Raw genomic sequence first — 20,129 nt, 5'->3', positions numbered from 1 at the left:
CGCCCCGGCAACCGAATTGGTCGCCGGCCAGGCAGTATGCATGTCGGATCAGGCCGGAGGCCCCTCGCCCAAGACCACATTCACGGTCTGATCGCCGGCCCCGGAACGCCAGTGCAGGGCGATGGTGTCGCCGGGGTGATGCGGGACGAGCACGTCCGTCATCGCGGTGGGACCGTTGATCGGCACGTTGTCGACGCCGGTGATCACGTCACCGGCCGCGATGCCCGTCCCCGCCGCGGGGCCCCCGGGCACCAGGCGTTGGACCATGGCCCCGTTGCCACCGTTCTCGGCGACACCGAGACCGAGGAAGGCGGTGGGGCCGACGTGCACGGTCGGCGAACCGGCTCCGGAGCGGATCTGACCGGCGACGCCCATCGCGTTACCGATCGGAATGGCGAAGCCCTGGCCGCCGGACATCTTGTAGCTGTCGGTGGCGGCGGTGTCCACGCCGACCACCTGGCCGGCGTTGTTGACCAGCGGCCCACCCGAGTCGCCGGGCTTGATCGCGGTGTCGGCCTGGATCAAGCCGCCCAGCGTCTCGTTGGCACCCGTGAGGGTGTCGGTGGCCGACACAGTCTGGTTGAGTGCGACGACGCGGCCGGGCACCACGCTGGGCGCTCCACCCTGGCCGTGGGTGTTGCCGAGCGCGACGACCGGCTCCCCGACCGAGACGCCACCACCGATCGCGGCCGCAGGCAGGCCACCGGCACCCCGAAGCTGCAGCACCGCGATATCCGCGGTGCGGGAGTAGCCGATCACGTCGACGGCGTAGGTCTGGCCGTTGCCGACGTCGAACGCGCTGATGTCGGTCGCGGCCGAGATCACGTGGTTGTTGGTCAGCACCACGCCGCCCGGATCAATGACGATGCCGGTCCCGGCTCCCACCGCGCTGTTGTAGCCGAACTTGGTGGTGATGTTGACGACCTGCGGCCCGACCTGGGCGGCGATCGCCGCGGGGTCCAGCGGGAACATGGGCGCGTCGCGGAACTGCTCCAGCGCCAGGGTTGACGGCGACGCAGCCGCCGGGATCGTGGTCAGACCCAGGCCCAGTCCGACCACGGCCAGCACGCTGACCATCCATGACCGCCTGACTGAGCGGTGCTGCCATTTGCCCATCCCGTACCTCCCTGCCGAACCACAAGCTGCCCAGCCTCTACGTCTGGGCAGCACAATTTTGTGTACCTCACCGTAATGCAGGTAGCTAGTTCGGGCGTCACAAAGCGCTGGTGAGCGATTGCGCACCTAAGCTGGCGGGGTGGGTGAATTCGACCCCAAAGTCAGGTTCACACGGTCCGCGGTGGCGCGACTGGCGACCAGCTCGCCCGACGGAAAGCCGCACCTGGTGCCGGTGGTGTTCGCGTTCGACGAGGACTCCGCCGATGGCCACGAAGTGGTCTACACCGCCATCGACGCGAAACCGAAAAGCACGCAGCAGCTGCGCCGGCTGGCGAACATCGCCGGCAACGCACGGGTCAGCCTGCTCGTCGACCACTACGCCGACGATTGGGCGCAGCTCTGGTGGGTCCGCGTCGACGGTGACGCATCCATCCACTCCAACGGCCAGGCGATGCACACCGGCTACCGGCTGTTACGCGCCAAATACCCTCAGTATCAATCAGTTTCGCTCAACGGCCCGGTCATCGCGATAGCGGTGCACCGCTGGTCGAGCTGGCACGCCTGACCAGGCGCGCCGCGGCGCGCAATTGTCGCTGGTCCGTGGCCTTGTGTTGGGCGGTAGTTGGGAGAAAGGTTGCCTAATACGTTCTGTGAGCTACGACACACCGTGGCCGACCGAGCGAAGTGGAGGAAGGTCATGGCGGACAAGGCGAACGCTTCGGCGGGCACGGGAGCCGCTCCCACCGCGACCTGTCCTGGCGATGTTCGCAACATCGCCCTGGTGGGCCCCTCGGGAGGCGGCAAGACGACCTTGGTCGAGGCTCTGCTGGTCGCGGGCGGCGTGCTGACCCGACCGGGCTCGGTCACCGAGGGCAGCACCATCTGCGATTACGACGACGCTGAAATCCGCCAGCAGCGGTCGGTCGGCGTTGCGGTGGCCTCCCTGTCGCACGGCGGGATCAAAATAAACCTGGTCGATACACCCGGATACGCCGACTTCGTCGGCGAGCTGCGAGCCGGATTGCGCGCCGCGGACTGCGCACTGTTCGTGATCGCCGCCAACGAGGGCGTCGACGAGCCGACCAAGTCGCTGTGGGGAGAATGCAGCCAGGTCGGCATGCCCCGTGCCGTGGTGATCACCAAACTCGACCACGCCCGCGCGAACTATATGGAAGCGTTGCAGGCCGCGCAAAAAGCGTTCGGCGACAGAGTTTTACCGCTCTACCTGCCGACCGGATCACCATCCTGCGAAGGCCTGATCGGCTTGCTGTCGCAGAAGCGCTACCAGTACTCCGGTGGCACGCGCACCATCGAGCCGCCGGACCCGTCGGATGCCGACCGGATCGAGGACGCGCGCGGCACGCTGATCGAAGGAATTATCGAGGAATCCGAGGACGAGTCCCTGATGGACCGCTATCTCGACGGCGAGTCGATCGACGAGGCCGTGCTCATCGACGACCTGGAGCGCGCCGTCGCCCGGGGGTCGTTCTTCCCGGTGATCCCCGTGTGCAGCGGTACCGGTGTCGGCACCCTGGAACTGCTCGAGATCGCCACCCGCGGTTTCCCGTCTCCGATGGAACATCCGCTACCGGAAGTGTTTACGCCGCACGGCGCCAAGCACGCCAAACTCGCCTGTGACGCCGAAGCTCCGTTGTTGGCAGAGGTGGTGAAGACGACATCAGACCCCTACGTCGGCAGGGTGAGCCTGGTCCGGGTGTTCTCCGGGACCATCAGGCCCGACACGACGGTGCATGTGTCGGGCCATTTTTCGTCTTTCTTCGGCAGTTCCGAAGGGAGTCAAGGTAATAGCAACAGTCATCCCGACCACGACGAAGACGAACGCATCGGCGTGCTGTCCTTCCCGCTCGGCAAGCAGCAACGGCCCGCACCCGCGGTGGTGGCCGGCGACATCTGCGCGATCGGCAAGCTGAGCCGCGCCGAGACCGGCGACACACTCTCCGATAAGGCCGAGCCCCTGGTGCTGAAGCCATGGGCGATGCCGGAGCCGCTGCTGCCGATTGCCATTGCAGCGCATGCCAAAACCGACGAGGACAAGCTGTCGGTCGGGCTGGGCCGGTTGGCCGCCGAGGACCCGACACTGCGGATCGAGCAGAACCAGGAAACACACCAGATCGTGCTGTGGTGCATGGGTGAGGCCCACGCCGGCGTTGTCCTCGAGGCGTTGGCCAATCGGTACGGGGTCACCGTGGATGCGGTGGAGCTGCGCGTCCCGCTCCGGGAAACCTTCGGCGGCAAGGCGAAAGGCCACGGCCGCCACGTCAAGCAGTCCGGCGGGCACGGCCAGTACGCGGTGTGTGACATCGAGGTGGAGCCGTTGCCGGAAGGCTCCGGATTCGAGTTCGTCGACAAAGTGGTCGGCGGAGCGGTACCGCGACAATTCATCCCGAGTGTGGAGAAGGGTGTCCGCGCGCAGATGGACAAGGGTGTGCACGCCGGCTACCCGGTGGTCGACATCAGGGTCATCCTGCGCGACGGCAAGGCCCACAGCGTGGATTCGTCGGACTTCGCGTTCCAGATGGCGGGGTCGCTGGCGTTGCGGGAGGCCGCCGCCGCGACCAAGGTGACCTTGCTCGAGCCGATCGACGAAATCTCGGTGCTGGTGCCCGACGATTTCGTGGGCGCCGTGATGGGCGACTTGTCGGGTCGTCGCGGCCGGGTGCTCGGCACCGAGACCGCGGGCCAGGACCGAACGGTGGTGCGAGCCGAGGTGCCCCAGGTCGAGCTGACCCGGTATGCGATCGACTTGCGTTCACTGGCGCATGGAGCCGCGTCGTTCACCCGCTCGTTCGCCCGCTACGAAGCCATGCCGGAGTCCGCCGCGACCCGGCTGAAGGCTACTGTTTGAAAGCACCTGATAAACAGCCAGATTGGGATCCCGGATTCGAATATGTCGACCTTCAATGGGCTGCCTGCCCATATCTTGCTCAACCATTTCGTCGTCGTCCTAGGTCCATTGACCGCGATTCTGGCGATCCTGTGTGTGATATGGCCCGCGGCGCGGCGCCGGCTGATCTGGCTGGTTCTGCTGCTGGCGGTGGGCACACTCGTGTTGACCCCGTTGACGACCAGCTCGGGCGTCTGGCTGTCGGCTCGCGTCGGTGCGCCGTCGCCGGTGCTCACCAATCATGAGCAACTCGGCTCAACCCTGATCTACATCGTGGCGGCGCTGGCGGCGACGGTCACGGTGCTGGCCGTCCTGCACGTTCGCGAGGCGCGCGGGGTGGATATGAAACTCACCCTGCACGCCGTAGTCGGGGTGCTGGTGGTTATCGCGGCCGTGGCGACGCTGGTGCAGACCTACCGAGTCGGCGATTCGGGCGCCCGCGCCGCCTGGGGAAGCGTGACGTCGTCCACAACGTGAGACTGTCTCGATAGCCCTTGAGCCAGACCATGGATGCCACGGCCGGATCCGAGAGCGTCTGGCGGGTCATCGACCCCGCACCCCGCCAGCTGCCGGCACCCGAAGCGGTCGATCGCGCACTGCGCGTACTCGCACAGGCACGCCGGCCGTTGATCGTTTTGGGTAAGGGCGCCGCGTACGCCCAAGCCGACGCCGTGATTCGGGATTTCGTCGAGACCACCGGAATTCCGTTCCTGCCCATGTCGATGGCCAAGGGGTTGCTGCCCGATTCGCACCGGCAGTCCGCGGCGGCCGCGCGCTCACTGGCCATCGCCCGCGCCGACGCGGTCTTGCTGATCGGTGCGCGGCTGAATTGGTTGCTCGGGCACGGAGAATCACCGCAGTGGTCCGAGGACGCCAAGTTCGTACAAGTTGACATTGCGGCGTCGGAGTTCGACAGCAACCAGCGAATCGAGGCGCCGCTGGCCGGCGACATCGGATCGGTGATGTTTGCGCTGCGTGACGGCCTGACCACGCACCCGGTCAATGTGGCGACGGAATGGACGGACGAGCTGGCCGATCGACGAGCCCGCAACGACGCCAAGATGCGCGAGCGCCTCGCCGAAAATCCACATCCGATGCGCTTTTACAACGCTCTGGGTGCCATTCGCTCGGTGCTGCAGGCGAATCCGGATGTCTACGTGGTCAACGAGGGGGCCAATACGCTGGACCTGGCCCGCAACGTGATCGACATGGAGCTGCCGCGGCATCGACTCGACTCCGGGACCTGGGGCGTGATGGGTATCGGCATGGGCTACGCGATCGCGGCGGCCGTCGAGACCGGCAGGCCCGTCGTCGCGATCGAGGGCGACAGCGCATTCGGGTTCAGTGGCATGGAGATCGAAACCATCTGCCGCTACCAGCTGCCGGTGACGGTCGTCATCCTCAACAACGGCGGCGTCTACCACGGTGACGAGAAGCCCACCGGTCACGCCCCGGCCCCTACCGTGCTGAACGCCGGTGCACGTCACGAAATGATCGCAGAAGCTTTCGGCGGCAACGGATACCACGTCACCACTGCGGTGGAGCTGCAGGCGGCCCTGACCCATGCGCTCGCGTCGCGCGGGCCGTCACTCATCGACTGCGAACTCGACCCGGCGGCTGGGGTGGAGAGCGGGCACCTGGCCAGTCTCAACCCGACCAGCGCCGCCAATCGGGAGTCCGCGGTCAGCGCCGGTGCGTGACGCCGAGTAGCTCGGCGTTGAAGAATTCGTCGAGTGAAAGCTCTTGCGCACAAGCGACGAGCGCACGGGCGACCGGTGATCCGGGCCCGGTGGCGTTGCTAGCCAGCGCGATCCCGGCTTTCACCACCGGATCGACCATTTCGACCGCACGGATCTCTGCGCCCAGCGGAGTCGTCCACAGCCAGGTGTGCGGAATGATGCAGGCCCAGTTTCCGGATGAGACCTGCGCGAGTAGTGAAGCCACAGAGTCCGTTTCGACCTGCGGGGTGACCGTGATGCCGTGGCCGCCGAAGGCTTCGTCGATGATTTGGCGGTCCCGCATGTCGGCGGTGAGCAACGCCAGCGGCAACTGGGCGGCATCCGGCCATCGCAGCGTCGATGCGCCCGACGGCAACATGTCGGCCGCCGACAGCAGGACGAAGCGCTCCGCGTAGAGCGGCACCAGGTCGACATCGTGGGCGTCGTCCTGAGACACGTGCACGATCGCGGCGTCGAGATCGAATTCGCGTAGCCGCCGGTACAGTTCCGTGGCGGCCAGTCGGGAATGAATCTGCACTTTGGCCAACGGATGAGCCGAACAGAAGGACGAAAGCACCAGGGAGGCTGTCGTCGACGCGGTGGGCACGGTGCCCAGCCGAAGCGTTCCGGTGATCCCCGACCGCACGGCGTGTACCTCGGCCTTGAACGCGTCGTGCTCGGCCAGAATCCGCTTGGCCCACACGACTAGTCGATCCCCTTCGGGGGTGAGGCCCTCGAAGCTGTGGCCGCGGTTGATCAGCGTGACGTTCAGCTCACGTTCCAGCTTGGCGATCGCGGCGGACAGCGCGGGTTGCGACACGTAGCACTTCTCGGCCGCCCGGGCGAAGTGGCCCTCCTGGGCGACCGCAACGAAGTACTCCAGTTGGCGGAAGAGCACCCGCACCTCCCTCGGTCTGGCGGCACCGATTCCGCTGAGGTTAACGCGTTGCCAGCCCGCCAGCCAGTGTATTGCTGCCGCATTCAGGTACCCGCCGTTCGAGCGCGGTGTCGCAGACGATACCCAAAGAGCGATTTATGATCCAGCTCAACGGCTTTGGGCGACATTTCGCGGCGATCCGTGAAGCGCAACTGCCCGGCAGAGCCGTCATCCCCACTCCCTGTGCGAGAACCGCCCGTGCCGGGATCGAACTCAACCGGTGATCGCATCGTTATCGTAGGGACGGGGCGGGAGTGTCATTGTTTGCTAAAAGCCGTAATAAGCAGACAGCCAGTAGAATATCGTGTGTTGATTGCACCATCTCGGAGGGTGGACGCCATGCATCGTGGGGTTCGTTATCTATTTGTATTGGTCGCCATCACGGGTTTGGGCGTGGTCGGATCCGGTTCCCGCGCGCTCGCCACGGTCCCGGTACCCGAGCGTGCCCCCGCAATTGTCGCGATTTTGCCGGCCGACGGCGCGGTGGTGGGAGTTGCGCACCCGGTCGTGGTGAGATTCAGCGCGCCGGTGGCCGACCGTGCCTCCGTCGAGCGGTCCATCCACGTCACCTCGCCGAGCAACACCACCGGACATTTCGAGTGGCCCGAGAACAATGTGGTGCAATGGGTTCCGAACCAGTATTGGCCCACTCACAACCACGTTTCGGTGGGCGTGCAAGAGATGACCACGGGCTTCGACACCGGCGACGCATTCCTGGGTGTCGCCAGCATCTCCGGCCACACCTTCACCGTCAGCAGGGACGGGGAGATACTGCGCACGATGCCGGCTTCGATGGGTAAGCCCAGCCGCCCCACGCCGATCGGAAACTTCACCGCACTGGAGAAGCAACGCAGCGTCGTGATGGACTCGCGGACGATCGGTATCCCGCTGAGTTCACCCGAGGGATACAAGATCACCGCGCAGTACGCGGTCCGGGTCACCTGGAGCGGTGTGTACGTGCATTCGGCACCGTGGTCGGTCGACTCGCAGGGCCATGCCAACGTCAGCCACGGGTGCGTCAACCTGAGCCCGGACAACGCGGCGTGGTACTTCAATAACGTCAACGTCGGCGATCCCATCCAGGTCGTGGCGTAACAGTCCCGGTTAGGCCGACACCAGCAGATCTGTGACGCGGCACAATGCCGCGCTGGCTAGCGCGCCCCGGGATCGCTGTGGCCATGGTCACAGTGATCGGTTGGAAGACTCGTGGCGGGCCGGCGGTTGCGTTAAGAAGCCGTCCGAACGAGAGGCTGGACATGAGTGTTGACGCGAGGCGCGAGATCGGCACCAGTGCGGGTTCGCAAGCCACCCCGAGGCAACGAGTGGCAGAACGCATCCTCCGGCTGGAGGCGGCCGACGACCAGTACCAGAACGCCAAGCCGGATCCCGCGCTGCAGGCCGCGGCACGCCAGCCCGGCCTTCGGCTTCCGCAGATCCTGAAAATGTTCGCCGACGGCTACGCGGATCGCCCCGCGTTGGGCTGGCGAGCACGTGAATTGGCGGCCGACCCGGTGACCGGGCGAACCACCAGCCGGCTGCTGCACCGATTCGACACCATCAGCTACCGCGACCTGTGGGCGAACGTCGCTGCCGTCGCGACAGCCTGGCGCCACGATTCGATAAACCCGGTCAAGCCGGGCGATGTCGTCGCCACACTCGGTTTCGCGAGCCCGGAGTATCTGACGGTCGACCTGGTAACGGGTTACCTCGGCCTGGTGGCGGTACCGCTGCAACACAACGCATCAGCCTCGCGGCTGCAGCCGATCGTCGCCGAAATCGAACCGCAAGTGCTGGCTACCGGGGCGGGGTACCTCGACCTCGCCGTCGAGGCGGCGCTGGGTAGCACCTCGCTGCGGCGCCTGGTGGTCTTCGACTACGAACCGGAGATTGACGACCTGCGAGAGAACCTGGAACGCGCGCAGGCGAAGCTGGCCGATGCCGGCATGGCGGTAACCATCGAGACCTTCGACGAATTGGTCGAACGCGGCCTCGCATTGCCGCCGGAGCCGTGGTACACCGGCGAATCCGATGAGCGGCTGGCGATGATCATGTACACGTCGGGGAGCACCGGGCTGCCCAAAGGCGCCATGTACACCGAGCGCATGATTTTGAGCCTGTGGACCACCGAGCTCTATCCCGAATTCGCGGACATACCGGTATTGAATGTCAACTTCATGCCGCTCAATCACGTGGGCGGCCGGATACCGCTGGCCTCGTCGTTCCAGGCGGGCGGCACTAGTTACTTTGTGCCCGAAAGTGATCTGTCCACATTGTTCGACGACTGGAATCTGGTGCGCCCCACCGAAATGGGCATGGTGCCGCGGGTGGTCGAGATGCTGTACCAGCGTTACCAAAGCGCGGTGGAGCGGCTCGTCGGCCAGGGTGCCGAACCCGCGGAAGCCGACACGCAGGCGAAAGCCGCACTGCGCGAACAGGTTTTGGGTGGGCGGGTGATCACCAGCTTCTCCACTACGGCGCCGTTGGCCGCCGAGATGAAGATCTTCATCGAGTCCTGCCTGGACGTCCACGTGCTCGACGGCTACGGCCTGACCGAGGTGGGCATGGTATTCAAAGACGGTCTGGTGTCCCGGCCTCCGGTGACCGACTACAAACTCATCGACGTCCCAGAACTGGGTTACTTCCACACCGATAAGCCCTATCCGCGCGGCGAGCTACTGGTGAAATCGCAGACCGCCTTCGGCGGGTACTTCAAGCGACCCGATGTGACGGCGAATGCGTTCGACCCCGACGGCTACTACCGCACCGGCGACGTCATGGCCGAGATCGGGCCGGATCGTCTCGTTTACGTGGACCGGCGCAACAACGTGTTGAAGCTGGCGCAGGGCGAATTTGTGGCGGTCGCCCGCCTGGAGGCTGTTTTCAGCAGCGCCGCACTGGTCCGGCAGATCTTCGTTTACGGCAACAGTGAGCGACCCTACCTGTTGGCCGTCGTGGTACCGACGGCCGGAGCCGAGGAACGGTTCGCGGGCGATCCCGACAGCCTCAAGGCCGCACTCAGCGAATCCCTGCGGCGCACTGCCAAACTCGCCGAGCTGCAGTCCTACGAAGTGCCTGCGGACTTTCTGATCGAGTCCGAGCCGTTCAATGAGGACAACGGCCTGCTGTCGGGTGTCGGCAAGCTATTACGGCCAAAGCTCAAGGAGCACTACGGCGTACGGCTCGAGGAACTGTATGCCGAACTCGCCGCCACCCGGACGGCGGAATTACGGGCGCTGCGCGAGGGCGCCGCGAACCGGCCCGTCATCGACACGCTGACCCGCGCCGCCGAGGCGTTGCTGGGCTTGCCCGGTGGGCCGCCGGACCCCGACACCCAATTCCTCGATCTCGGCGGTGATTCGCTGTCCGCCCTGACCTTCTCCAACCTGCTGCAGGACATCTTCGACGTGGAAGTCCCGGTGGGTCAGATCATCAGCCCAGCTTCAGATCTGCGGCAACTCGCGGAATATGTTGAGTCCGAACGTGAGTCCGGCTCCAAGCGGCCTACGTTCTCGACCGTTCACGGCCGCGGCGTGACCGAAGTCCACGCATCCGATCTCACGTTGGACAAGTTCATCGACGCCAAGACCCTGGCCGCGGCCCCGGCCCTCCCGCGTGCGACCGGCACACCACAAACGGTGCTGCTGACCGGTGCTAACGGCTACCTCGGCCGCTTCCTAACCCTGGAATGGCTCGAGAGGCTGGCCGAAACCGGCGGAAAACTCGTCACCATCATCCGCGGCACCGACACCGCGGCCGCCAGTAAGCGGCTGGAAGCCGTTTTCGACAGCGGAGATCCGCAATTGCTGCAGCGATTCCGCAGCCTGGCTGCCGACCACCTCGAAGTCATCCTCGGCGATATCGCGGAGCCCAATCTTGGTTTGGACCAGGCGACTTGGGACCGTCTGGCGCAGAGCGTGGATATGATCGTCCACCCGGCCGCGTTCGTCAACCATGTCCTGCCGTACGACCAGCTGTTCGGTCCCAACGTCGTGGGCACCGCCGAGCTGATTCGCCTGGCGATCACCACGCGAATCAAGCCGGTCACCTATCTATCGACCGTCTCGGTGGCCATGTCGGTCGACCCCGCGAAGTTCCTCGAGGACGGCGACATCCGCACCGTTAGCCCGGTGCGGCCCATCGACGATAGCTACGCGAACGGATACGGGAACAGCAAGTGGGGCGGCGAGGTGCTGCTCCGCGAGGCACACGACCTGTGCGGGTTGCCGGTCGCAGTCTTCCGGTCCGACCTGATCCTCGCGCACAGCCGATACGCCGGACAGTTGAATGTCCCAGACATGTTCACCCGCTTGATTTTCAGTCTGCTGGTGACCGGCATAGCACCGTCATCTTTCTACGAAGCCGATGCCAAGGGGCACCGGGCCGTCGCGCACTTCGACGGTCTGCCCGCCGACTTCGTGGCGGCCGCGGTCACCACACTGGGCGAGCAGACGGCAACGGCTGCTGAGGATTCCGTTAGTTACCGATCCTTCGATGTGATGAACCCACATGACGACGGCATTTCGCTGGATGTGTTCGTTGATTGGTTGATCGCCGCCGGGCACGCTATCCAGCGCATCGACGACTATGGCGAATGGCTGCAACGGTTCGAAACCACCATTCGAGCCCTGCCCGAAAAGCAGCGTCAGCAGTCGGTACTGCCCCTGCTCGAGGCCTACCGCAAGCCAGAGGCGCCGCTGCGCGGCGCGCCGGCTCCGACGGATGTGTTCCGGGCAGCGGTGCAGGAAGCCAAAATTGGTGCGGACGAAGACATTCCGCACCTGTCTGAGGCGCTGATCGAGAAGTACATCTCGGATCTGCGGCTGCTCGGGTTGATCTAGCCCGAAAAGCTAATCGTGCAAACCGTTCTTGACCGCGGCGGCTTGCTTGCGGGCGATATCGGTGGCGATACCCGGATCGATCGGATCGCCTGGCGCGCTGTCGAATTCCAGGTTGACCAGCGCCCTACCCTCGGTGAACAGCAAGACGGCGATGGCCTGCGAATTGTCCTGCGACGTGCCCGAAATCATCGCACCGTTGGTGCCGACGTCGACGGGCTGCCAGGTGCCGCTGACCTTCTTCGCGTAGTTCGTCTTGGTGTTCTCCAGACCAGCCGCCGCCATCGAGGGATCGTCGACGACCAAGATGGTGTCCCCGATGCGCCGGCTTTTGTCGGCATTGACGAACATTTGCGAGACACCGGTCGTGTTGTTGAAATTCAGCACCGGCGGTTCCGGTGCGGTGAAGTCGCCGCCGAGATCACCGGGCTGGATCAGCAACGCGCTGTAATCCGGCGGCGGCCCTGCCGGGGTACTCACCACCGAAGTCGCGGCACTCTTGGATGCGGGCGCCGAAGTCTTTCCGCTGTTACTACAGCCGGTGATCGCGACGCCGGCCACAATGGTGGCGACCGCCCAGCCGGTGGCGGTCATCCGGGCACGTGCCATGGGCATTCCTTCCAGCGGGAACAAGGGTCAGCGCATATGAACATACGCGCACGCTCCAACCGATAGGCGCCGGTCCGCGCCTATCCTGGCGAAGGGCCGGGGCAACTCGCGCGAAAAGGAGATTGAGATGACGGCTGGGATGGCGCGCGCTGTGCGATTCGACCGTTATGGGGACCGTGACGTGCTGTACGTGACAGAGATCGACATGCCGACACCCGGCGAGGGTGAGGTAGTAGTCGAGGTCCGCGCTGCGGGAATCAACCCCGGCGAGGCCGCCATTCGATCGGGAGCGATGCACGACATGTTCCCGGCTACGTTTCCCTCCGGTGAAGGCAGCGATCTGGCCGGGGTGGTGACGGAGACCGGGCCCGGGGTCACCGAATTCGCGGTCGGAGACGAGGTTTTGGGCTTCAGCTTCCGGCGATCCAGCCATGCCACCCACGCTGCCGTCCCGGTCGATCAGCTGATCCGCAAGCCTTCCCAATTAAGTTGGGAAGCAGCGGGTTCGCTTTACGTCGTCGGCGCGACGGCATACGCGGCGGTCCGTGCGGTCGCGCCGCGGGCGGGCGAGACCGTCGCCGTGTCGGCGGCCGCCGGCGGCGTCGGCAGTCTTGTCGTCCAGCTGCTGATCCTGCTCAAGGCCCGAGTGCTCGGCATCGCCGGAGAGGGCAACGCCGACTGGCTGCGAGCACACGGCGTGATCCCGATCAGCTACGGCGACGGTCTGGCCGAGCGCCTGCGTGAGGCTGCGCCGAACGGAATCGACGCGTTCATCGACCTGTTCGGCCCAGACTACGTTCAGCTAGCCGTGGATCTGGGAGTGGCACCGCAGCGCATCGACACGATCATCTCTTTCTAGAAGGCGGGCGAAGTCGGCGCCAAGACTGAAGGCAGCACCGACGCGTCCACACCGGAAGTGCTCACCGAGATCGCCGACCTGATAGCCGGCGGCGCGGTCGATTTCGACATCGCCGCCGGCTATCCGTTGGATCGGGTGGCCGACGCCTTCGAGGAACTCGAACACCGGCACACCCACGGAAAGATCGTTCTGCTACCCAACGGTTCGCTGTAATCGTCAGCCGACGCCGACCTCAACGAGCTTGACGATCGCAAATACCACCGCCAGCACCAGGTAACCGCGCAGGATCAACAGTCCTGCCCGGCGAGACGGCGAAATAACCGGGCGGGCAAGGGAAGCAAGGTTGGGGGTGTGCCAGTTCAGCCGATCCTGTTGGCGCCGAGCTCGGCGCTCGGCGCGCGCGAGTTTCGACTCGTGCGGATCGCTGGATCGGCGAGCGCCGATGATCGCCAGAGCACCGCCGATGACGCCCGCTGCGACGCCGGCACCGAGCCCTCCCTCGAGGGTGGCCGTGGACATGTCCGGGAAGAACGTCGCCGCCGTCAACGCCAGCGACAACAGCACCAGCGACCACACGATGGCCCACGCAACGATGTTCTGCCGCAGCGTGTTTACCCACGGCCCCAGGATCGCCCGGTCGTTGCAGAGCAAAACCAGGAACACCGTTGCCGAGGGCAACAGGATGCCGGCAAGCGCCTGCACGCCCTGCGTGATCAGCCCGAGGATGTGATCGGGGCTGAACGCCACCGCGGCCGACACACCAAGCAGGAGCGCGTAGCCGCCGTAGAACCACGGCGCCTCGCTGATTTTCCAGTGCAGGGAGTGCCGCTTGCCCATCGCGTCACCGATCGCATAGGTAGTGGCCAGCCCAACCGCGTTGGCCCCGATCAACGAACCGTCCAGCAGGATGATCGCGAACAGCGCCCCCACCGGGTGGTGCAGGCTGCTCGCGACCGCGCCGGCGTCGGTGAAGCTGCCGGCAACCCCGGATCCGGGCAGGCCGAAGGCGGTGACAGCCATCAGCGCCGTCCCCCCGGCAATGACCACGACGATGCCGATGATCAAATCGGCTCGCGCGTACGGAATCCAGCGTGCGGTGATGCGCTTGTCCACCACGTTGGACTGCTGGAAGAACAACTGCCAGGGTGCCACCGTGGTCCCCACAATCGCGATGATCAACAGCAGGACCGTGGAGTTCAATCCACCCGGAATGTGCGGGATTAGGCCGCCACCAGTGGTTTTCGGATTCGGGTGCACCATCAGCACCATTGGGATCATCACAACGTTCACGGCTATCAGCAGGAACATCAGCCCTTCCCAGCGCCGAAACGAGCCGCCAGCCACCACAGCGAACAGCAGTACGGCAGCGGCGGGGATCGCCACTATCTTCGGACAGCCCAGGAATCCCAATGACAGCGCGACACCGATGAATTCGGTGACGATCGTTAGGGCATTCAGAACCAGCAGATCACCGACGCTGAAAGCGCCCCAGAACTTGCCGAACCGCTCGAAGATCAGGCGCGCGTGACCTACTCGGGCGACCGCGCCTAACCGCAGCACCATCTCCTGGTTCACGTACAGCACCGGAATCAGCAATGCCAGGGACCACAACAGGTTCATCCCGTAGTCCTGACCGGCTTGCGCGTAGGTCGCGACACCGCCGGCGTCGTTGTCGCCCACCATGACGATCAATCCGGGACCAGTGATCACCAGCAGGGTGCGCAACCGCCGCCAGCGGCCGCTGAACGAGCCGGTCTCATCGCGCTTGATGCGACCGAACGCACCGACGATGTCACCGGTGTGCGCGGAATCCAGGGTGGCTTGCCCGGAAGTGTCCGGGCTTACAGCGCCGGTAGTGCGGGACGGGGGGGAGGTCAAAGTCATGGCGTTCTCGCTATCAGTAGTCGGGCTACACAGATCGGGTGTTGAACGCGCCCCAGCGGCGGGTGAGCAACCCGCTCCCGCCGCTGGGACCGTTAGGCGCAACGAATCATCGGTAGTTGACCGCACTGCCCGATGGCGCTGCACCCGGCGCGGCCGAGAGCACACCGATCGGCGTCAGCGACGCGTACAGGTTCGCCCGCTCTTCGGGTGTCGGAATGTGCATGGCGGACAACCTGTTTGTCAGCAGCCGACCCGCACGTAGCATCGACCGTCCGCGCAGCGTTGCCCGTCCGCGCAGCATTCCACGACCGTTAATACGGTGCACAACAACAAAAGTCATGGTCTTCCCCTTTTCGGAAGGCCGATTCGGCTCGTCAGCGCGCCGAGCATTCGCTAGTGCCCACCACCATCAATACGGTTGTGGGACAGCAAAATCCAAAGAGCTGCGTCAGCAGAAAGAAACGCCGGAACCGGATCGGATCAAGATGGATTTTGGATACCAACTATCGCCGGGACTCATCTCGCCCTCACCTCCTCACGGCCATGACACACGGGGGTGTCGTCACATCACACGCAAAAGAGGAACGAATGGCCGGACCATAAGCCGACCAGGCCGCACCCCTCTCGTCGGAGCTTCGGCACTGCACGGCGTATCTGGACCATGTCCAGAAGCCACTTGGGCTCAACCCTTGGGTCCGGGAAGAGCTGTCCTGACCCGGGGCGTCTCTCGACGTTCGGGGTCAGTGGCCTGTGTCCGTGCAGACGCCTCACCTACCGAGGTGCTTGCCCGTACATGCTGGCACTAGGACCCACCGCTCGTCAAACGTCTTTGCAGACTTTTTGCACCAGGCGTGGCACGTGTCACATTTACCGATCGTCGAGCTCTGCACGGCTGAACATCGCCGAGGAATACCCTCGAGGGCATGGCCACATCCTTGCAAGACCCTCGCGTCGAGTCGGTGCTCGACCGGATGTACACCGAAACCAAGAACCAGATGTCGCTGCTGCGTGAGCGGCTTGGTCAGTTCGATCGACCGATGACCACAGCGGAACGCGCCGAGGCGATGAGCGAGTTCTACATCCCGGTGACTCCCGAGGCCGGGCGGCTGCTGTACGCGCTGATCCGGGCTACCCGTCCGACGACCGTTGTCGAATTCGGAATGTCTTTCGGTATCTCCGCCATTCATCTTGCGGCGGCGGTACGCGACAACGGTGTCGGGCGCGTGGTGACCACGGAACTCAGTGCGAGCAAGATAGCCGCCGCAAAGAAGACGTTCGCGGAGACCGGCTTAGACGATGTGATCACCATTCTCGAGGGAGATGCGCTGACCACGCTGGAGGCGGTGGACGGGCCGGTCGAATTCGTCTTGCTCGACGGCTGGAAAGATCTCTACCTTCCAGTCATCAAAATGCTCGAGCCCCGGCTTACCACAGGCGCTTTGGTCGTTGCCGACAATGCCAGCTCGTCGGATATGGCTCCCTATCTCGATCGTGTTCGCGATGCCGCCAACGGCTACATCAGCTTCAATTTCCTGGTCCGGGAAAGCGACAGCATGGAAATCAGCTGCCGTACTGACGCCTAGGCGTCTAGCGCAGTGACTCTTCCAGCCAGGGCGTCAGCCACTTGACCCCTTCCGGGGTGAGATGGACGCCGTCGCTGCGTACCTTGATGCCGTCGACCTTGGCGCTGTAAACACCATCGGGGCAAAGCTTTTTGTTCAGATCCAAGATCGAAACATTCGGATGCTGCGCAACGGTCTTGCGCAGCATGGTGTTCCATTGGTTGACCCGGTCCGGTTGGTCCTCTGGGTATAACCGGCCATCCGGTTTCTCGCCGCCCCGGCTGTAGGGCACCGTGGCGACCACCACTCGAACTCCGCTCGCGCTCACGATGTTCAGTGCTCGCTCTAACTCGCCGTTGAGATAGGCGTCGAAGGTCGGATCACCGATGTGGGTCCACTGCCCTTCGTTGACGCGGTCCACCGTTTCCCACCGGCCGATGATCAGCAGTGCGACATCCGGCTGATCCTGGCTGACCTGCGTTGCCCATCGGCCCGGCCACGTGTCGCATTCCGCCCGCTGATCCAGGGTTTGGCCGATGTAGCGATACGGTGTACCGCGCACCAGGCTGCATCCGATGACAGTGTGGTCGAGGAACGCGAATCCGGGCGTCGGCGGAAGATAGTGCATCCAGGTCCAGCCGATCGAATCACCGAATACCGAAACGGTGAACGGCCGGTTGGGGTTTCGCGGGCCGACCGGGCGAGCGCCGCCCGGCGGCACCGAGGACACCGCCGCGACCGACGAAACGCCGGGGGGCAGGCCGTTCTCACGTAGACCGGTTCCGGTGCCGACCGGAATCACCAGCATCGTAATCGCGGCGGCGCTGGCCACGGTGGCGGCGGCCAGCGGCAACAACGCGACCCGGGCCGGCCGCCAGCGGCGGACGGGTTGTTCGATCAGCCAGTACGACGCGCCGGCCACCGCGAGCGTGAGCCCGCACCGGGCGGCGAACAGCGGCAATCCGGACCATCCGGTGCGTTCGCCGTTGAGCGCCAGAAAGATCGGCCAGTGCCACAGATAGATGCCATAGGAAATCGTGCCCAGCCACACCAGCGGGGGTACGGCCAGAATGCGGGCGATCAGCCCACGCTGCTCCAGCGCCACCGGGGCGACCACGAAGACGGCAGCAATCGCGACACCGATCAGCAAGCCGTGGCGAAAGTCGCCGACATTGCCCGTCCCGAAGTGCGCCGCCGCCGCCAGCCCCGCCACACCCACGACCGGCAGCACGCGGGCGACCCGCCGCCCCCACCGAGTGCGGATCATGCACCAGCCGCGGTTCAGCGACGGCCAATCCCGAACCAGCAGAGCCGCTGCCGCCGATCCGACCAGCAAAGCCTGCGCGCGGGTATCGGTGCCGAAGTAGATGCGGTCACGCGTGGTGTCGGAGACGAAGACGATGGTGGCCGCCGCCGACGCCAGCGCCCCCAGCGTGGCGATCACGAAGATGGCGAACCGCACCCCGCCCACGCTGGCCCGCATGAAGTAGCGCTTGGCTCGTGCCGCAAGCAGCAGAGTGACCACGATCAGCAGGACCGGCCAGACGAAGTAGTACTGCTCCTCGACGCCGAGCGACCAGGCGTGCTGCAGCGGCGACGGCGGCGCCCCCCGGGTGAAGTAGTCAGTCTTCTGCGCGACGAAGCGCCAGTTAGCCACCCACAAAAACGCCGCGATCGCGTCATCGCGCAATCCGTTGAGCGCCTGGGCCGGTAGAAGTTCGCGGGCCGCGCCCACGGCGAGCACCATCAACACCAACGCCGGCAACAGCCGGCGGGCCCGGCGAATCCAGAATCCGGTCAGGTCGATACGTCCGGTGCGCCCAAGCTCGTCCAGCAATAGCGAGGTGATCAGGAATCCGCTGAGCACGAAGAAGACGTCGACGCCGAGGAAGCCACCGCTCATGCCGGGAATGCCGCCGTGGTCGGCGAGCACCAGCGCAACGGCGATCGCGCGAAGCCCATCCAGCGCGGGTATGCCGCTGGCACGCTCGGGTTTATCCCAGATCGCCAGCCGGCCGGCCCGACGCACGGGCGCTACCCACCGGGTAGGCCGATCAGAACGCGCCGGTGCGGGATGCTCCCCGCCCGGCTCAGCTCTCGCTTTTCGCGCGCCCTGACCACCGCAGCGCCCAGCGCGATAGTTGCTGCCGATACGTCGTCGCCCCTCCTCTTGATCTCAGCAAGCTTAGGGGCGGCGCCGCAGGATCAGGTGGAGGACACGCAGCGGTTTCCGCTGTGGTGCGTTCGGATTTCGGCCTAGAGTTTTAGCCTTCGTCGGGCGCGTAACCCAGGGTACTTTTGACTTCCAGATATTCGTGGAAGCCGAACTCGCTCCACTCGCGACCGTTGCCGCTGCGCTTGTAGCCGCCGAATGGCGCGTTCATGTCGAACGCATGATTGATCGTCACCCATCCTGCGCGGATCTTGCGCGCGACCTCACGAGCTTTGTCGAGGTCGGCTCCCGAAACAAAGCCGGCAAGACCGTACTCGGTGTCATTGGCGATATTGACAGCGTGGTCGATGTCGTCGTAGCCGAGGATGCACAGCACCGGTCCGAAAATCTCCTCGCGCGCGATCGTCATCTCATTTGTGACATGCGCGAAGACGGTCGGCTTGACGTAATAACCCTTGTCTAGCCCGGCGGGCCGGCCCGGGCCTCCGGCCACCACGGTCGCGCCCTCGTCGATGCCCTGCTGGATCAGGCGCTGGACCTTGTCGAACTGCGCCGTCGAAGCCACTGGCCCGATCGCCCTCTTATCGCCGTTAGGGCCCACCTCGATTTGCTCGGCTGCCTGACGCGCGAGGGTAATAGCCTCTGCCATCCGCGAATTCGGGACCAGCATGCGCGACGGCGCGTTACAACTCTGCCCGGAGTTCGGCATCATGTTGGCCACGCCGGCGCTGACACCCTCGGCGAAACCACTGTCGTCGAGCACGATGTTGGGACTCTTGCCGCCGAGTTCTTGGGTCACGCGTTTCACCGTCGGGGCCGCAAGCTTGGCCACCTCGATACCGGCGCGAGTGGATCCGGTGAACGACACCATGTCGATGTCGGGATGACTCGCCAGGGCCACGCCCACGCCCGCACCGTCGCCGTTGACCAGGTTGAACACCCCGGCCGGTACGCCCGCGGCGGCCAAGATCTCAGTGAAGATGTAGGGCGAATACGGTGCCACCTCAGAGGGTTTCAGGATGACGGTGCAGCCGGAGGCCAACGCCGGGTAGACCTTGACCGCGACTTGGTTGATGGGCCAGTTCCAGGGCGTGATCAAACCGCAGACACCGATCGGCTCCCTGGCAATCAGGGTCGCCCCTTTTTGTTCGGAGAACGCGAAGTTCTTCAGGGCGTCGATCGCCGTGGTCAGGTGTCCGATCCCGAGAAACACCTGCGGCCCCGCCGCCAGTGAGGGCGGCGCACCGATTTCCTCGGTGACCGCGGCGGCCAGATCGTCCGCACGCTTCTGGTATTCGGCGAGGATGGCCTGCAACAGATCGAGGCGCTGTTCGCGGGTGCTTTGCGACCAGCCGGCGAAGGCTCGCCGGGCGGCTTTGACCGCCGCGTCGACATCGGCCTGCGACCCCAGCGAGATCTTCCCGGAAACTTGTTCCGTTGCCGGGTTGTCCACGTCGAAAGTGTTGGGCCGCACCGGGTCGACCCACCGTCCGTCGATGTAGAACTTCAGGTATTCGCGCATCAGATCGAT

Annotated in this window: 13 protein-coding genes, 2 pseudogenes and 1 riboswitch; of the genes and pseudogenes, 8 read left to right on the top strand and 7 right to left on the bottom strand. The window is 65.0% G+C overall.

The features are described 5' to 3' along the window. Window positions 1–48: 48 nt before the first annotated feature. The gene (locus tag DB708_RS11000) at window positions 49–1,116 is read right to left on the bottom strand and encodes a S1C family serine protease (protein WP_108921958.1); all 1,068 of its coding nucleotides are present in this window, start codon (window positions 1,114–1,116) and stop codon (window positions 49–51) included. 139 nt (window positions 1,117–1,255) lie between these two features. Between DB708_RS11000 and DB708_RS10995 the strand changes: the two genes are divergently transcribed. From DB708_RS10995 to oxc, 4 genes and pseudogenes are all read left to right on the top strand, one after another. Then, a complete protein-coding gene (locus DB708_RS10995; RefSeq protein WP_108921957.1) occupies window positions 1,256–1,681 on the top strand; it encodes a TIGR03668 family PPOX class F420-dependent oxidoreductase in 426 nt (141 codons plus the stop codon). Window positions 1,682–1,813: 132 nt separating this feature from the next. After that, a complete protein-coding gene (locus DB708_RS10990; RefSeq protein WP_108921956.1) occupies window positions 1,814–3,982 on the top strand; it encodes an elongation factor G-like protein EF-G2 in 2,169 nt (722 codons plus the stop codon). A gap of 42 nt (window positions 3,983–4,024) precedes the next feature. Then, window positions 4,025–4,498: a DUF2231 domain-containing protein gene (locus DB708_RS10985; protein ID WP_108921955.1), complete on the top strand. Its 474-nt coding sequence runs from the start codon at window positions 4,025–4,027 to the stop codon at window positions 4,496–4,498. 17 nt (window positions 4,499–4,515) lie between these two features. Beyond that, a pseudogene (oxc, locus tag DB708_RS10980) lies at window positions 4,516–5,721 on the top strand (oxalyl-CoA decarboxylase); the annotation flags it as partial. On the opposite strand, the gene DB708_RS10975 reads toward oxc, so the two are convergent. Next, the gene (locus DB708_RS10975) at window positions 5,705–6,637 is read right to left on the bottom strand and encodes a LysR family transcriptional regulator (RefSeq protein WP_108922253.1); all 933 of its coding nucleotides are present in this window, start codon (window positions 6,635–6,637) and stop codon (window positions 5,705–5,707) included. The pseudogene oxc and the gene DB708_RS10975 sit on opposite strands and share 17 nt — an antisense overlap. Window positions 6,638–7,015: 378 nt before the next feature. On the opposite strand from DB708_RS10975, the gene DB708_RS10970 reads away from it, so the two are divergent. Continuing rightward, complete coding sequence (locus DB708_RS10970; RefSeq protein WP_108922252.1) at window positions 7,016–7,771, top strand: L,D-transpeptidase; 756 nt, start codon at window positions 7,016–7,018, stop codon at window positions 7,769–7,771. 161 nt (window positions 7,772–7,932) lie between these two features. Continuing rightward, window positions 7,933–11,514 carry a carboxylic acid reductase gene (car, locus tag DB708_RS10965; RefSeq protein ID WP_108921954.1) on the top strand — a complete coding sequence of 1,194 codons (3,582 nt, stop codon included), beginning with the start codon at window positions 7,933–7,935 and terminating at the stop codon, window positions 11,512–11,514. A 9-nt stretch (window positions 11,515–11,523) separates the two neighbouring features. On the opposite strand, the gene DB708_RS10960 is transcribed toward car, so the two are convergent. After that, window positions 11,524–12,120 carry a hypothetical protein gene (locus DB708_RS10960; RefSeq protein ID WP_108922251.1) on the bottom strand — a complete coding sequence of 199 codons (597 nt, stop codon included), beginning with the start codon at window positions 12,118–12,120 and terminating at the stop codon, window positions 11,524–11,526. Between the two features lie 127 nt (window positions 12,121–12,247). On the opposite strand from DB708_RS10960, the pseudogene DB708_RS10955 reads away from it, so the two are divergent. Beyond that, a pseudogene (locus DB708_RS10955) lies at window positions 12,248–13,192 on the top strand (NADP-dependent oxidoreductase). Between the two features lie 3 nt (window positions 13,193–13,195). Here the strand turns inward: DB708_RS10955 and DB708_RS10950 are convergent. After that, window positions 13,196–14,863, bottom strand: a complete 1,668-nt coding sequence (locus DB708_RS10950; protein ID WP_108921953.1) for an NRAMP family divalent metal transporter — start codon at window positions 14,861–14,863, stop codon at window positions 13,196–13,198. 106 nt (window positions 14,864–14,969) lie between these two features. Further along, window positions 14,970–15,203 carry a hypothetical protein gene (locus DB708_RS10945; protein WP_133251001.1) on the bottom strand — a complete coding sequence of 78 codons (234 nt, stop codon included), beginning with the start codon at window positions 15,201–15,203 and terminating at the stop codon, window positions 14,970–14,972. 272 nt (window positions 15,204–15,475) lie between these two features. Continuing rightward, window positions 15,476–15,649: riboswitch (M-box (ykoK) riboswitch) on the bottom strand. Window positions 15,650–15,786: 137 nt separating this feature from the next. Here DB708_RS10945 and DB708_RS10940 point away from each other — a divergent pair. Further along, complete coding sequence (locus DB708_RS10940; protein WP_108921951.1) at window positions 15,787–16,446, top strand: O-methyltransferase; 660 nt, start codon at window positions 15,787–15,789, stop codon at window positions 16,444–16,446. Between the two features lie 4 nt (window positions 16,447–16,450). Here the strand turns inward: DB708_RS10940 and DB708_RS10935 are convergent, their stop codons facing one another. Both DB708_RS10935 and DB708_RS10930 read right to left on the bottom strand, forming a co-directional pair. Next, entirely contained in the window at window positions 16,451–18,454 is a 2,004-nt protein-coding gene (locus tag DB708_RS10935) for an acyltransferase family protein (RefSeq protein WP_108921950.1), read from the bottom strand. 235 nt (window positions 18,455–18,689) lie between these two features. Further along, window positions 18,690–20,120 carry an aldehyde dehydrogenase family protein gene (locus DB708_RS10930; protein WP_108921949.1) on the bottom strand — a complete coding sequence of 477 codons (1,431 nt, stop codon included), beginning with the start codon at window positions 20,118–20,120 and terminating at the stop codon, window positions 18,690–18,692. Between the last annotated feature and the right edge of the window lie 9 nt (window positions 20,121–20,129).

Origin of the sequence: Mycobacterium montefiorense (genome assembly GCF_003112775.1) — a bacterium.
GTDB classification, from domain to species: domain Bacteria; phylum Actinomycetota; class Actinomycetes; order Mycobacteriales; family Mycobacteriaceae; genus Mycobacterium; species Mycobacterium montefiorense.
The sequence above is the reverse complement of the archived record's forward strand: the minus strand, read 5'-3'. Positions and strand labels throughout refer to the sequence as shown.

Coding starts and splice junctions, on each gene's coding strand:
- DB708_RS11000 (WP_108921958.1), bottom strand. CDS start 1,116: ATGGGCAAATGGCAGCACCGCTCAGTCAGGCGGTCATGGATGGTCAGC.
- DB708_RS10990 (WP_108921956.1), top strand. CDS start 1,814: ATGGCGGACAAGGCGAACGCTTCGGCGGGCACGGGAGCCGCTCCCACC.
- DB708_RS10985 (WP_108921955.1), top strand. CDS start 4,025: ATGTCGACCTTCAATGGGCTGCCTGCCCATATCTTGCTCAACCATTTC.
- DB708_RS10970 (WP_108922252.1), top strand. CDS start 7,016: ATGCATCGTGGGGTTCGTTATCTATTTGTATTGGTCGCCATCACGGGT.
- car (WP_108921954.1), top strand. CDS start 7,933: ATGAGTGTTGACGCGAGGCGCGAGATCGGCACCAGTGCGGGTTCGCAA.
- DB708_RS10960 (WP_108922251.1), bottom strand. CDS start 12,120: ATGGCACGTGCCCGGATGACCGCCACCGGCTGGGCGGTCGCCACCATT.
- DB708_RS10950 (WP_108921953.1), bottom strand. CDS start 14,863: ATGACTTTGACCTCCCCCCCGTCCCGCACTACCGGCGCTGTAAGCCCG.
- DB708_RS10945 (WP_133251001.1), bottom strand. CDS start 15,203: ATGACTTTTGTTGTTGTGCACCGTATTAACGGTCGTGGAATGCTGCGC.
- DB708_RS10940 (WP_108921951.1), top strand. CDS start 15,787: ATGGCCACATCCTTGCAAGACCCTCGCGTCGAGTCGGTGCTCGACCGG.
- DB708_RS10930 (WP_108921949.1), bottom strand. CDS start 20,120: ATGCGCGAATACCTGAAGTTCTACATCGACGGACGGTGGGTCGACCCG.